The organism is Alkalibacterium sp. m-11 (assembly GCF_054658155.1).
Window position 1 is genome coordinate 14338 of the sequence record NZ_BAAGIR010000018.1, and the last position, 13976, is coordinate 28313.

Annotated in this window: 12 protein-coding genes and 1 pseudogene; 6 read left to right on the top strand and 7 right to left on the bottom strand. The window is 33.2% G+C overall.

Going from position 1 to position 13976, the window contains the following annotated elements; translation table 11 throughout:
- Positions 1-657: 657 nt before the first annotated feature.
- The 5 genes from ACYQ2O_RS03635 to ACYQ2O_RS03655 all read left to right on the top strand — a co-directional run bounded on the left by ACYQ2O_RS03635 (position 658) and on the right by ACYQ2O_RS03655 (position 4613).
- Positions 658-1245 (top strand): type IV toxin-antitoxin system AbiEi family antitoxin domain-containing protein, encoded by a 588-nt coding sequence (locus ACYQ2O_RS03635; RefSeq protein WP_346024759.1) that lies wholly within the window; start codon positions 658-660, stop codon positions 1243-1245.
- Positions 1242-1409: a hypothetical protein gene (locus ACYQ2O_RS03640; RefSeq protein WP_346024760.1), complete on the top strand. Its 168-nt coding sequence runs from the start codon at positions 1242-1244 to the stop codon at positions 1407-1409. Before ACYQ2O_RS03635 ends, ACYQ2O_RS03640 begins: the two co-directional genes overlap by 4 nt.
- Positions 1406-2092 (top strand): nucleotidyl transferase AbiEii/AbiGii toxin family protein, encoded by a 687-nt coding sequence (locus ACYQ2O_RS03645; RefSeq protein ID WP_346024761.1) that lies wholly within the window; start codon positions 1406-1408, stop codon positions 2090-2092. The genes ACYQ2O_RS03640 and ACYQ2O_RS03645 overlap by 4 nt, the downstream gene beginning before the upstream one ends.
- A gap of 111 nt (positions 2093-2203) precedes the next feature.
- On the top strand, positions 2204-4096 hold the full coding sequence (locus ACYQ2O_RS03650) for a P-loop ATPase (RefSeq protein ID WP_346024762.1): 1893 nt from the start codon (positions 2204-2206) through the stop codon (positions 4094-4096).
- 316 nt (positions 4097-4412) lie between these two features.
- A complete protein-coding gene (locus tag ACYQ2O_RS03655; RefSeq protein WP_459770725.1) occupies positions 4413-4613 on the top strand; it encodes a hypothetical protein in 201 nt (66 codons plus the stop codon).
- Between the two features lie 184 nt (positions 4614-4797).
- Here the strand turns inward: ACYQ2O_RS03655 and ACYQ2O_RS03660 are convergent, their stop codons facing one another.
- Complete coding sequence (locus ACYQ2O_RS03660) at positions 4798-5526, bottom strand: HIRAN domain-containing protein (RefSeq protein ID WP_346024764.1); 729 nt, start codon at positions 5524-5526, stop codon at positions 4798-4800.
- A 156-nt stretch (positions 5527-5682) separates the two neighbouring features.
- Between ACYQ2O_RS03660 and ACYQ2O_RS03665 the strand changes: the two are divergent.
- Positions 5683-6746: pseudogene (locus tag ACYQ2O_RS03665) on the top strand (IS30 family transposase).
- An 898-nt stretch (positions 6747-7644) separates the two neighbouring features.
- Here the strand turns inward: ACYQ2O_RS03665 and ACYQ2O_RS03670 are convergent.
- The 6 genes from ACYQ2O_RS03670 to ACYQ2O_RS03695 all read right to left on the bottom strand — a co-directional run bounded on the left by ACYQ2O_RS03670 (position 7645) and on the right by ACYQ2O_RS03695 (position 13233).
- Complete coding sequence (locus ACYQ2O_RS03670) at positions 7645-7932, bottom strand: type II toxin-antitoxin system RelB/DinJ family antitoxin (RefSeq protein ID WP_346024767.1); 288 nt, start codon at positions 7930-7932, stop codon at positions 7645-7647.
- A gap of 139 nt (positions 7933-8071) precedes the next feature.
- Positions 8072-8920 carry an N-acetylmuramoyl-L-alanine amidase family protein gene (locus tag ACYQ2O_RS03675; RefSeq protein ID WP_346024768.1) on the bottom strand — a complete coding sequence of 283 codons (849 nt, stop codon included), beginning with the start codon at positions 8918-8920 and terminating at the stop codon, positions 8072-8074.
- Positions 8921-8958: 38 nt separating this feature from the next.
- On the bottom strand, positions 8959-9504 hold the full coding sequence (locus tag ACYQ2O_RS03680) for a sigma-70 family RNA polymerase sigma factor (protein ID WP_346024769.1): 546 nt from the start codon (positions 9502-9504) through the stop codon (positions 8959-8961).
- Between the two features lie 566 nt (positions 9505-10070).
- The gene (locus ACYQ2O_RS03685; protein WP_346024770.1) at positions 10071-10604 is read right to left on the bottom strand and encodes a DUF4411 family protein; all 534 of its coding nucleotides are present in this window, start codon (positions 10602-10604) and stop codon (positions 10071-10073) included.
- Positions 10597-11766 (bottom strand): ImmA/IrrE family metallo-endopeptidase, encoded by a 1170-nt coding sequence (locus ACYQ2O_RS03690; RefSeq protein ID WP_346024771.1) that lies wholly within the window; start codon positions 11764-11766, stop codon positions 10597-10599. Before ACYQ2O_RS03690 ends, ACYQ2O_RS03685 begins: the two co-directional genes overlap by 8 nt.
- 57 nt (positions 11767-11823) lie before the next feature.
- Entirely contained in the window at positions 11824-13233 is a 1410-nt protein-coding gene (locus ACYQ2O_RS03695) for a reverse transcriptase domain-containing protein (RefSeq protein ID WP_346024772.1), read from the bottom strand.
- Between the last annotated feature and the right edge of the window lie 743 nt (positions 13234-13976).

The window sequence follows — 13976 nt, forward strand, 5'->3', positions numbered from 1 at the left end:
CTTGGATCATTTCTATCACATTGAACACCCTACCTTATCCTTACCATATTTTTCGTGTTTTGTATCTCTATCTTGTACTAAAAAACCTATTAAACCAATGTTTCAAATTTTCAACTTCGTTCTTTTATCTTATATACTGATAAAATGATTTCTATTTTTTATTTCCGGAAACGGAAAATCACGTAGGACTTCGCATATACGAATACATATATAATAAATAAAAAATGTGTGTCTTGCATTCAAAAAATATATTAGTAAGCGTTTGTTTATAGAATGGTTTTACGCAAGTTTAATCTATTAAAACCAAAGTATCTCAAAAATATTTACTACAACTAAATGGTAAATATTTTGGAATATTTGCCTTGGCTAAAACTGCTCAAGAGTCCAGTAATATGTTAATTTGACAATTATTTGAAAACATTACCGCAGTTGAGATGAAATTGTTTGTTTAATATAGGACCAAGGTAGCGTTTAGAGTAGTGTGATCCTTACAAAGTTGAAACTACCTTCTTTTTTACTATATCGAAAAATATAAATTAAATAAAAATAATACATAACGCTTATATTTGTAGTATTTTTGTTTGCTGTATGATTGATTTTACTGAACAAATACGCTACAATTATTAAGACTATGTAGCATGAAAGTTGGTAATTTAAATGAGTCAAAAAGATAAATTATTGAAACTTGCAGATGAAAATAATGGTATTTTACTGTCAAAACAAGTAACAGAACAAGGCTTTTCAAGGTCAACCATAAAAAGCCTTGTTTGTGATGGGCTACTTGAGCCTATTCAACGTGGCATATATGTAACGAAAAATGGATACGCTGATGACTTTTTCTTGCTTGGGCAAAAATTCAAAAACGGTATTTTTTCTCACGAAACAGCTTTGTATCTATTAGGATTTTCCGATAGGACTCCAATCCAGATTACAATGACATTTGAACACGGGAACTCAACAACAAGAATTAAAAATGAAGGTGTAAGACCAGTAATGATATCTAATGATTTTTTACTAGGGAGAACTACCATAGTTAGAAATGGTCTAACGATCAGGGTTTATAGTATAGAGAGAACATTAGTAGATTTATTGAAACCGCGATATGAGGCAGATTATGAGCAGCTTATTCCAGCATTAAAACAGTATGCAGCTTATGATAAAAAAGATGTCAATAAACTATTTCGCTATGCTAGACAGTTTGGTGTAGAGAAACAAATAAGAAATTATATGGGAGTATTGCTATGATTTTCAAAAATGCGATGAGCTTTAAAGGTAAGATTAAACAAGTTGCTAAGGATAAAGGTATTACAACTCAGCAGATTCAGCAAAGTTATCTGATTGAAGTTTTTTTACGAAACTGGCTAAATCAGACTACAGAGATAACTTCATTGTTAAAGGTGGCTATTTGATTGGAGGTATCGTAGGCCTTGATTTGAGAGCTACGATGGACTTAGATATAACCATCAAAGGATTTGGGCTTACACCTGAAAATCTTGCATCAATTGCAAAAGTAATCGTGAGCGTTTCAACAGAGGAATCCTTCACACTGACTTTTGAAGGTGTAGAAGAAATCAGAGAAACAGATGATTATCCTGGGTATAGACTAAAGTTGATAGCTGACTTTGAAAAAATCCATGAAGTCGTGATTATTGATGTAACTACTGGTGATGTGATCACACCAAAAGAGGTTAATTTTAATTTCCGCAAAATATTCAGTGATGAAAGAATTGATCTGTTATCCTATCCAGTTGAAACGATCCTTGCTGAAAAGTTAGAAACAATACTATCTCGAGGGATTGCTACAACCAGACCTCGTGATTCCTATGACGTTTACATCTTATCAAGACTAAAAGCTGAACGAATTGACATGCCTACACTAAAGCAGGCACTAGAAAATACTAAAGCTAAACGCCAATCAGTATTTGAATTTTCGGATTATGGCCTAATTCTTGACGAAATCAAGACTTCTGATTTTCAAAAACAGCTTTGGTCTAAATATCAAAAGCAGCATAGCTATGCAAAAGATACCAGTTTTGATGAAGCGATTGAAACTACAAGGACATTATTAGACGAAGTTCTTTCAGTTAAATAAAATCAAATAGCAAAATATTAAAGGTGCTAAATTAAAAAGATCACGACTTAATATAAAAGCTGTACGTCGTAAATAAAATAACTGAATACTTTTGAAAGGAGCATATTTTAATTGATTGAACAAACTAAAGAGTCACAGGAAAAATTTCTAGAACTTACAAAGGTTAATACAGAAACAGCAGCAAAAGATTTTGCTGAACTGTTAGAAAAAAATAAAACATATTTTCTTAATGGGCAATGGGGGTCAGGAAAAACTGAATTTTTAAGTGACACAAGACAGTATTCAAAAAAATGGTTTACTTTTTTAGATTTATGGAGAGTCCAAGATGAACGAACAGTTGTCACAATTGCCTCTGCTAAATTAATGCCAAAAATATACTGGGGATTAAAAATAGTTACAGTATTATCAGTTATTATTTCAATCTTGATGACTGGTGTTGTGGATTTAGGTATATCTCAAATTACTGATACACTGGGAGCACAAATCACTGGTGGGATTGCTCTTTTTGTTGCAGTATGCAGTTTCTTCAAAGTGAAATCTGATGCATTTTATATTCAGATACTCAAAATTTTTCCATTTAAGAAAAGATTATTAATTATAGACGATTTTGATAGAATCGATTTAAAAACACAGGAGCAAATATATGTGCTGTTTAACCTTCTTGAGAATAAGATTCCTATTGTTTTCGTAGGTGATTACAATCAACTAGCAAGAAATAATAGTAAGTTTCTTCAAAAAATTATTAATCAGAAAATTGAACTGCCTTATAACTTACATCCAAACAATATTTGGAAGGAATACTTCAGTGAGTTAAAAATTAAATTAAAGACCCCTATTCCTGATAAATTCCAGAAAATGATAATAGGAGAACAGCGGAACTTACGTGAACGTGAGCAGTTTAACGATTATGTAAATCATGAATTTTTTATTCGCAGAAAACTTGACCGTGTGCAACCCACTCAACAACTATTAGTTATCTATGTTTATCTGTTCTATCCAAATTATTACAACATCTTAGTAAATGACTCTTCATTTGAATTTGCCAAGCAACTAGAGGGTGAAGATAAGAAAGTTATTGATTGGTCTCCAGAAAAACTTCTCCATACTCTTTTATACGATATGCAGAGAAAAGATTCTAAGGGTTATCCATATCCGTTTACAAAAAATAAAGAGGAATATTTCTTGTATGAACAACCTTCAAATTCAACAATAGAGGAACTAGAAGGCTTAATTGAAAAAGATAGTACTTTAAAGACCTCTCTATTGTCTAACATAGATACAGATTTCTACCAGTATCTACAATCACACTATCAAGATTTTTCTCAAGAGAAAAAAGATCGAATACTAAGTACTACTTTAGAACTAGTAAAACAATATAAAGAAAGCAGTACAATTAGGTATATTCTTACTGAAAAAAATGAAGAAATAATGCCCCGCAAACAATATATAGATAATAACACGTGGGGAATTCCCGAAAAAAGAGCAAATAAAACTGATGAGGAGATTCATAAAGAAATATACCAATCTTGGCATACACTGCTAGAAAAACATGAATTTGATTTTTCACAAGAAATTTATTTACTTGAAAAGTACAGCGAGCTTCACTTTCATGCTTTAGGCACACTATTTCCAGATATTAATATCACTTCCACTGATTCTCTTCATTGGGATAGAAAAGATTTCTTATTGAATGTATATATCTCGTCACAAGATATTTGGGGAAAATTTAAATATTGGTCAAAGATTACTTGGAAAGCTATCGCTGACCTTCCTGATGAACAGTACCTCTCTTTCTGGACAGCACAAGGTATCATCGATAATAAAAGAATAGTTGATTTTGATTCAATCCCTGCGGATAAAAAATACACTGTTTGGTTAAGCAAACGAGATTTTGAACATCCAGACAAATTTATAGATTACCAATTTGTAGTTGATAAAATTGAGCCCAGATTGAAATCCTTAGAAGAAAAAGGATACGCTTTTGTAAAAGCTACAAAAGGATAGATATACATGAATAGAGTATATCTTTGATTTAAAGAGGGGGACTTTTTTTATTCTCTCCAATTAAAATCTTTACTTCCAAAACATCTCATTATCCACTAATATAAATTGCGGTATTAAATGCTGGAAGCAGCTACGGTTGGTGCTTTTTTTGTATGAACAGTGCGAAAAAAATATACGAATTGGCTATTGGTACCAACCACAATATCAGAATGCCTACTAATGGATGTAAGACGAAAATCAGAAAAAATGTCTAGTATGCTATTACTCAGACAAGAAATTGATCGATAAGATAGTGACCCATCTCGGATTCATTCGAATGTTCAATAGACCAGTGAACAGTGTCAATAAATGGCTGGAACGAAAAGCGTATCAGTTGCCTGAATTTACGGTCATTGATTATTTAGAATTCATAACCTATTTTAAATCGCAGCAGTTGATCTTTTCTCTCTATGGTGAAGATAATCCCTATATGGAAGAGATACGAGCTTTCTTTCAACTGCCTGAAATAAGTAGTTAGCTTTTAAAAGTCTGATTTTATTTGTGAATAACAGAACAATTTCTACCCTAGAAAATTCAGTAATTTTTCAAAAAGAAGGCCCTAACAGAAAGTTACTCTTTCTCTCAGGGCCTCCTTTGGAATTTTATTTACTTCATCAGTGGTAACCAAATCCGCTTCTCCATTTCAATCCAGAAAGGAATAGCTAAACAGTAAGCAATAGATTGGTCTCTCGTTCTGTCTTTTGTATATTAGCTTTTTGTCCTTTAACTAAGATGTTTACTTTCCTATGAGAAGAAGCCTGCGAGTTAAAATCAAAGCTCACAACTTCAAATCTAGAATTACTTTCAATAACAGTCTTCATAAAGTCGGAATAAAAGGCAGGGACATAACCAATAGTTTCCCCTGCATATTTCACGATGATTGCATCAGGATCTTGACCATTATCTTCTTCCGTTTCAAAAGAAATTTCAGATAAATCTTTAAGTTGTCGTTTATCTTCGTTATAGTGTTGCCATCCACGAACATAAAAATCAAAGCTAAAATCTTTTCCATCAAAATCTACCGGCTTAACAAATTCATAGTTATCTGAAATAAGTTTCCCGCCAGTCATAGTTAAAACTTCAAACTCATCATTTTTAACGCTCAAGTTATTTGCTTTTAAAAGCTCCACATAATCCGGTCTCGCTTTATTTGGTAACCTTCTAGAAAACGCGCTAAATAGCTTATCTGAAGTGTACGTTTTAACTGCACTCGGAAAAGAAGGATGTAAATGATATCCATTTTCTAGGGCATCTTTTAAACCTCTTTTTTTGTTTTGGCTTTCATATGCAAAACGATAATCGTCATTTTCTTCCAGCGTTAAATTAGCAACATGGTACCATTGTCTACTCTGTTGGTTTTGCCATAAAAGGCATAATGTTCTATTTTGCATATTAATCAACCTTCTATTTTTTATATTTCCCCAAAACATGGGTTTTTAGTCTTACAACTTTTTTTGGCGTATTGTAAAATGAAACGCATCAATTAAAAAAGACATGAAGATTCGGTATACTTAAGTCACCACAACAAAGTATAGGAGCGAATCTTCATGTCACACACTCATTTTAACAAAAAGAATACCAAAGGACATTTGAAATTTAAAGAGCGCGAGTTAATTGAAAAATGGCTAAACGAAGACAAAAAACAAGCTGAAATTGCTCGACTACTTGGACGTGACCGATCCACCATATATCGAGAAATCAAACGCGGAAAAGTCCCTCAAATTATTAACGGTAAAAAAGTGGTGCTTTACCGTGCTGACTATTCGGAGACAAAGTATCTACAAAACAGGCAACGCAGTCAATCCAAAGGATTGAAAGCTTTCTCTGGTCGGTTTTGGTATAAACTAAAAAAAGCGCACCATAAAGGCTGGTTTAAAGGTAAGAACCGTATTCACAACATTAAAACCTTTGTTAAGAAATATGCACGACACAACCCGAAAGAAAAAGTTCCTTGCTTTAAAACGGTTTACCGCTATATTAGGGAAAATGCATTGCCTATCAAACCACATGATTTGCCGGTGATGTATCGCTTAACTCCTCGTAAAAACAAGAAGAGTAAGCCTAAAGGTCAAAATAAAAAAGTGCTTGGACAAAGTATTTCTGATCGTCCCCCACAGGTTTTAGACCGTATTGAATTTGGTCATTGGGAAGCGGATTTAGTCAAAGGCAAAAAAATAAAGAAGAACCCGCAATCATCACATTACTAGAAAGAAAAACGCGTTATGCACTCACAATGAAAATTAGAGATTACTCTAGTGAAACTGTCCTAACAGCTTTTAAACGTATTTTAAGCGCCAATCCAGAGGCCTTTAAGACTATTACGTTTGATAATGGATCTGAGTTTTCAAAAGTATCTGAACTTGAAACTGACCGTTTGTCCATCTATTTCTGTCATGCTTATTCTTCCTGGGAAAGAGGGTCAAATGAGAACTTCAATAAATTACTTCGAGAGTTTATACCTAAGGGGCTTTCCCTCCATCAGTTTACTTTAGAATCCATCATCGAAGCAGCTGATAGAATTAATAAACGCATCAGAGAAGTCTTGGATTTGGAATCGGCAGTTGACTGTTATAACCAAGAAATAGCACAATTAAAAAGCGACTCAACCTAGCCCGGATCGAAACCGATTAAGAAGCGAATTTTTTTCACCCCCATGGGGGTGGCCCGTTCACTTCCTAATTAAATGGTCTATGTCTTGTTTTAATAAAAGTGTTGCGATTGATTTGACAATGGAAGTTATTTTTTTGTTCCCAAGACGAAACATTTCTTACTTCCATTTGTTATTACTCCTAATTAAAGCAAAGTAAATAGTAAAGTTATTTGTTAAAAAAAGTACTCAATAATATTATACCTTAATAATCTTAAAAATATAGAGATTATTGTTAATTTACTTAACCTCAAGTTAATCCAGTTACCTTCGCTCTTACCCTTCTAAACATTTTTATTCATTTGAGATCAGTGAACTGTGTTCCTAACTGGCTGGAACGAAAAGCTTATCAGTTGCCTGAAATAAGTAGTAAGTTTTAAACCTTTGCTTTCATTTGTGAATATTTTAACAATTAATATCCATTTAAATCCATTAGATTTCCAAAAAGAGGTGCTGCCAGAAAGAGTAAAACCTTTCTGTCAGCACCTCTTTTTTATTCGAAATGTTATAAATCTCAGGTAACATTTTGAAGACTACCTATGAAAAATAGTTTTCCAGAAAATCTGCCAGTTTTTCTTTATCTCTCAATGTTAATTGACCCACTTTGGAAATTTTATCTACTTCATTTAGTGGTAACCAAATACGTTTCCCTATATCAATCCAGGAAGGAATGACTAAACCAGCTTCTTTCCAATCTTCAATTTTATAATACTGCTTTTGTATGCGTTTCGACTTTTTTGCAAATTTACTAGTTAAGCTGTAGAATTCAATACCCTCTCGATCAAAATCAAGAACTAATATCGGTCTTCATTTTCCCCCATCACCTTTACTAAAAGCCACATATACTGTAACAATATCATAGTTATTCATAGTCATACTCTTCGTTTGCAAACCACTCCTCGACTTCTTCTCTTGTCTCAAGCTTTTCTAATGGAGCGCGTTTAGATGCTTGATTTAGACGAATAGCTGCTTTTTGCTCCCTAGTTAACATTAGATCAAAGGGCAAGCCACCACTTGCTAGTACTTGTTTATAAAATGCATTGACTGCAGTTGTCTGATTTAATCCTAATTCCTCAAAAATCAGTTCAACTTCTTCGGCAACTTCTTTATCTATTTGAATCTGAATACGCTTCTTCTCTTTCATACTCATATTTACTCACTCCTTATTACTATTTGTATATATTATACTATTATTTTACTCAAATTTAGTTGTTTTGGCAATAAAAGCTTCTTCTCATCTAGATTATTGACCTTTAAACCGGTTTTTCATATGAGTTTATCTTTTTTGTTTAAACTAGTCGCACATAGGTTGAGCTAGCGGTAATGTAAAAAATCTTTCCGGCAGAATTCTTCACTTTATATTGTTCGCCTCTTCCAACTTTAATTTTTTCTAAAATAGTTGGAAACCCCAGACCCTTAGTGACATACCCGAACACATCCTGATCAGCCCAACTTGGTTTATTGTAAAACCTCAGTTGTCCGTCATGTATGCTTTCCACTCTTTTACCAATATAATCAGGAGCTGGCTTACTTGACTCTTTAACGTTCGAGTCAGGACTTGTCTTCTTTGACCCGTCCGGCTTCACATACTGAATACCGATTTTTCTGCAAATACATTCCACCACAGCTTCTGCTGCCTGGATAAACATGTCTGAGCGAGTATAGACTTGATGATCGACTACATTATCAATAAATCCATATTCGATGATGACCGTTTCTGTTTTCCCTGTTAAACGGTGCATGAAATAGTAGTCTGTTCCTTTTCTAATTTCTCTAGTGAATACACGGCGCAATGGAAGACCCGTTGTTTTGACTAGTGAATCAGCTATGTCTTTTGCAAAATCGGGCTTAGCATGGATAGAGTGAATTGTCTCTACTCCCCGTGCTGAACCGTTAAACGCATTCCAGTGGTTCGATACACAGACGTCATACTGATTTTTGATCCGAGCGATTCGTTGAGTGGGATCTAATGACACATCAGACTTTCTTGTAATCGCAACTTGAGCACCCAATGCTTTCAACCGCTTATACTGGTATAAACTTATTTCAAGTGTCCAGTCTTTCTCATTCACACCAAACCCGATTGCTCCCGGGTCCGTCCCGCCATGTCCCGCATCAATAATAATTGTCTTACTCATCTAGTTTCCTTCTCTCTTTATCAATATAAGCCTTGAATTTAACTCTTCAGCACTGCTTTAAAATGAGCCAGTTTAATGGCGGTCTTTTTTCTCCATTCATACACTGTCTTCCGGCTGACATTATGTTTTTTCGCTATATCCGTAATAGACAGCTGATCGATTGCCGCATCTCTCAAGTACTGCTGCTCATTAGGCGTCAAATATTTAAGCATCGTCGGCATCAACTCCCAGACCAGCCAGTCACTATCCGATTCGACACCTTCTTCTGGCACAGAACGATCAAGCGCCTCACCTATCAGTGTTTCTCTTTCCGCATTTTTGATCGCCTTTCTCATCTCATCAATAATTCCCCAACGAATTTTCTGAAAGGCATAACCGGTAAACTGATAGAAATACGCTTCCTGACACAAATCTTCCGGAAATGTCTCATAAGCCTCAACCAGCTTCAATAATCCAATCTGTACATAGTCATCGTAGTCCGGATGATTAAAGCGAATCCCGCACTTTCTCAGCACCCCATATACGATACTTTCATGAACGAAGAAAAAATCATGTTCCATCTCTTCTGTTAATTTTCTTTTCATTATTGATCCTTTTCTTGAAGATCTTCTGTTTTATTTGCACAAGGCCTTGTACACCCTTACTATAGGCGGAAGTGCTTTCTCATTCAAAAGGCCAAAAAAGCTGAAACTAATCCGAAATAAATGGAATCGAACAAGTTTGGGAGAAGTTTAGAAGAAAAATGGAATCGAAGGGAAGAATATTTAATCAACTTTTTATCTAAATTTAGCGGATGTGCAAAAAAAAATGACTCTGAAGGAGTCATCTTTTTCCCTATAATTTGGATTGGAATTTCAAACAATTTTAAAATGATAATCATCAGACATCTATATCTAAAAAAGACGAAACTGAGCAATTGTAAACTAATTTGTCTTGGAGCAAGATAGTCAGCAGCAAAACAAATAGCCCTTATTAAAATCTTATAGTAGCAAGGGCTACTTAGTTTGTCTATTAAGAACTAAGAGTCTGTAACTCATTTATAACAGGTTAACTCACTGCTGCTGAAGGTCGCACAGATGGCTCATTCTGTCCTATACACTCATGTAGTGTTCACAACTCCTGAGATAGATGGCAATATTTTAAATAAACCCTACAAATTGGAATTTAATCGACGCATAAATTCGAACACATCTATGCACTGCAAATTATAGTAATCTGCAACATCTGGGATTCGAGGTTCAGAACTTGTAGGATTCGTAGTATTTAATCCACCCAGACGCTTTTCCATAGTAACAATGACAGCTTCTTCTCGATTATTATTGAATTTTAATGCGGTAGAAATAAGGAACGGATCAGCTTTATTACCTTGAGCCCAAGTATTGTAACTAGCCGGTTTATAAAAGCCGCATGTGGTAATGTATTGCATTATTGAAGCATAATTGTCCACTATATGTTGATCAGAATTAGTATATAAAACATTATCGTGATTATGAATAGCATTCCTTACCCAAGTTCCTAAAAAGTCAGAATTGTTTATCAACTCATCTCTAACTTTATCAATCAAAAATATATTGTCGCCATAATTTTGCTCTAACCATATCCAAAAGCTAGGTGCGATATCATTGGAATAATAAAGTCGATGGGGTGCAATAAATGTATTAGCATCAAACAAGTACTTAACCATGTTTCACCCCTATCTTATTTATGAGATTGTCAAATGTATCTCCAGTACTGATATTTAACATATCAAAAGCGTCAGTATATAATAGCTCACCAGTAGAAGTTTTTTTATTTACTAAATTAACAAAACTATGATCTAATCTACTTAAGGCTGTTATATAAAAATTTCCTCCCCTATCTCCATTCTTTTTTTTATGATTAAGATTTTCATTGGCATATTTTACAACTTCTTTGTACACTAGTTCAAATTGTTCAGAAGATAGAGACTCTTCCTGTCTTAGTTTAATCGCAACAACTTGTGGACTAATGCCTAAACAATGCGCAACAGTTTGAATAGTATCAATTGTATAATCTTTGTTAAATAACTTCTTGATTTGTATTTTCGGCAATAATATTTCAGCAGCAACTTGGTTACACAGTCTTTCTAATTCTTTGTTTTCAATCTGTTCATTGAAATCTTGATTAAAAGTATTTAATAATTCTGGCACTCCTAACCAAATATGAGCAAGTTCATGGCACAAAGAAAACAATTGGGCTGTTTGACTATCTTTTGCATTTATAAAAATTAAAGGTGCGTACTCATCGATTAATACAAACGCCCTAAACTCTTCAAGATTCAAATTACGATGAGTATTAGATTTAACAATCCCATTTTTAAAAACTAATATCCCAACCTTATTTAAATAATCTGTTAGTACATTATAAGGACGGTCTACTTTTTGATTCCAATCAATAGATAAACCTAGAACTTCGCGAATATCACTTGCTATTGTCATAAAATCAGTATTTTTATTAAAACGACCCACAATAGGTAACGGATCAAACCCATCTTTAACTCGGCTTAGTCTAACAAATTCTTGTTTTCTTTCCATCTCGTAAATCGTTTCTAAAAGATCTCGACTTAATTCGTGATAGCGTTCATTATCAATTGTGCGATAATTAGCGATAGAAACTTCTTCCTGAGGTATATCGTTTAAAAAGAAATAGCCAAATGGAATATTTAACATCTTACTCAATTTTTGTATATTGCCAATTGATATTTCAGAAGATTCACTAAGCCAAATCTCTATTTTAGGGAATTTATTCTGGAGAGATACAATATCATTACTGGAACTTTCAATCGCCCAAGCAAGAACTTTTTTATCCACTTTGTATGTTGCAACCATATCTTCCCTCCTCAAATCTGCAATTTGGCTTTCTCTATAGTAAAAGTAGATAGAAAGTTAATTATCAATTTGTTTTACATAAATTTTTTTGCCCAATAACTTTTCTAGTTTCTTCTTCCTGTTTTTTATTTGATTTAGCATTGCATTTTCCGTATTTGGTGATACTTTATCAAATGTCCGCTGAGATCTTTTTACATATTCTATAAAATTGCTTTTTTGACTTCCATTTTCTAACTTGAAGCCTCTATCTGTAAAAAGACCATATATATAATTTCTATGTGGTATTTTCTTCATTACAGACTTATTCCAATTCTTATTGTTATATGTCTTTTTTCGCTGCATTAATTTAACAAATTTTCTCATTCTCGTATAAAATCTCTCTATACTTTTTTGACGCACAGTTACTGTTTTTCCATCGTATACAAAACCAAGATAATCGATTTTACATGTTTTAGAAGATGTATTTTTACTCATTTCAAAAATCTGTTCGCTTATTTTCCTATACTTATGTGTTTTTTCTTCCGCTATTATTAATTCATTTTCTGAAGCTAACTGGTATACGGTATCAACTATTGTTTGAAATTGTTCTTCTGAGTTCCCTTTTAAAGATTTAGGTATAACAATAATAAAATCATCTGAATACCTTCGGTAAAGTCCATTGGATTTTTCTACTAATGAATTAATTTTCCAATCAAAATTCATAGCATAAACATTGGCCATCACTGCACTGATTGGCACGCCTTGGGGTATCCCTTTCTTTGATTCATTGGACTTAATTTTATGCAAAATACGAAAATCAGATAAACTTTTATCAATTGATGTAAACTTTTTATAGCCTTGTTGTCTCAAAAAAGCTTCTATACCAAAATAATCTTCGATTATATTTTTATCAATATATCCATATTTAGTTACAGATTTAAATACATTATACCAATCATTTGCTAAATAATCTGTTAATAAAACCTCTTTTATACGTTTCTTTAAAAGATGATGATTGAGAGAGTCAAAATACCCTTTAAAATCACCGACTAAAATATATGCTTCTTCTTGTTTTGCAATATAATTAATCACTTCAGCAGCAAAATCAATATTAGATTTCCCATTTTTATTTCCTCGGTAGGCAATAGAGCTGTCATCTATCCCATTTTCACTAGCCCATTCATTGTAAAAACAATTTAATTGATTCGCATAGTATTTATAAATGTATCCATCTAAATGCCCCGCATATTTTATTGGGCGACTAGCGGGTTTATATGGTCGTCCATCAGTATATTCTGAAATATTAACTGTATATTTTTCTCTCTCTTGTTTATAACCTATTAATGGAAAAAAGCTATGTAATGCAATCTTATTAGGATTTTTGACATAGCTTTCTACTTTAGATATATGTTCAGGATAATCAAAATGAAAATATCCTTTTATTGAATAATCTTTCCTAGAAAATTTATATTTATTTATTTTTTCCACCTCAGTTAGTCAGTCCAGGATTAGCCATGGCAACTAATAACTCCCTTTCTGACAACGGACATACAAGCCTACAATTATTGCCCATTTAGATGTAGGCCAACCATGATCTTTACAACTATGTTATAGTGTACAGAGAGCGTTAGCGTCAACTTTAAACAATGAAAGTGTGGTAATTAATCTGATGATGACAATATTAGTACAACAGTTTGCCAGTTCAATACTGACTAGTCAAATTAATTCATTTCCAGAGTGCATAAAGCTTGCAAACGGACTCAGACATTATCTACTACCAACTTGTTTGGTAGGCGCTTTAAGTATACCATAAAAAAGGGAATATTTGTTCTCTAAAACTAAACTCATCAAACAAAATTATTTCCAAATTAGAGTGATGAACTTTACCTTAATAATAAAGCCAACCATAGTGTTGCATTAAAAATTGGCTCCTTCCAATATTAGTTAACTGAATTGAAATCTCTATTTTGGTAATCGTCTAAATCTGCATTTAATAAACATTACCACTAGTGTTGCATTAAAAATTTAACTGTTTCATGACATAAAAAAGTCCTTTATAATGGGGTTGGATGACTTATCCAAGACCAAAACAAAGGACTTACAACATGGATAAGTATAAAACAAAAATGACCATAAATAAATGGTTTTCCTACATTTCTTTAGAAACATTAAGTGAAACGTCTCGACAGGCTATCGGCCAGTTTGATCGGTATTCAAAAAAATTAACGTTT

Excerpts from the sequence above, each read along its gene's own strand:
- ACYQ2O_RS03670 (WP_346024767.1), bottom strand. The coding sequence starts at position 7,932 with ATGAGTATGAAAGAGAAGAAGCGTATTCAGATTCAAATAGATAAAGAA.
- ACYQ2O_RS03640 (WP_346024760.1), top strand. The coding sequence starts at position 1,242 with ATGATTTTCAAAAATGCGATGAGCTTTAAAGGTAAGATTAAACAAGTT.
- ACYQ2O_RS03675 (WP_346024768.1), bottom strand. The coding sequence starts at position 8,920 with ATGAGTAAGACAATTATTATTGATGCGGGACATGGCGGGACGGACCCG.
- ACYQ2O_RS03680 (WP_346024769.1), bottom strand. The coding sequence starts at position 9,504 with ATGAAAAGAAAATTAACAGAAGAGATGGAACATGATTTTTTCTTCGTT.
- ACYQ2O_RS03685 (WP_346024770.1), bottom strand. The coding sequence starts at position 10,604 with ATGGTTAAGTACTTGTTTGATGCTAATACATTTATTGCACCCCATCGA.
- ACYQ2O_RS03660 (WP_346024764.1), bottom strand. The coding sequence starts at position 5,526 with ATGCAAAATAGAACATTATGCCTTTTATGGCAAAACCAACAGAGTAGA.
- ACYQ2O_RS03655 (WP_459770725.1), top strand. The coding sequence starts at position 4,413 with ATGTTCAATAGACCAGTGAACAGTGTCAATAAATGGCTGGAACGAAAA.
- ACYQ2O_RS03690 (WP_346024771.1), bottom strand. The coding sequence starts at position 11,766 with ATGGTTGCAACATACAAAGTGGATAAAAAAGTTCTTGCTTGGGCGATT.
- ACYQ2O_RS03635 (WP_346024759.1), top strand. The coding sequence starts at position 658 with ATGAGTCAAAAAGATAAATTATTGAAACTTGCAGATGAAAATAATGGT.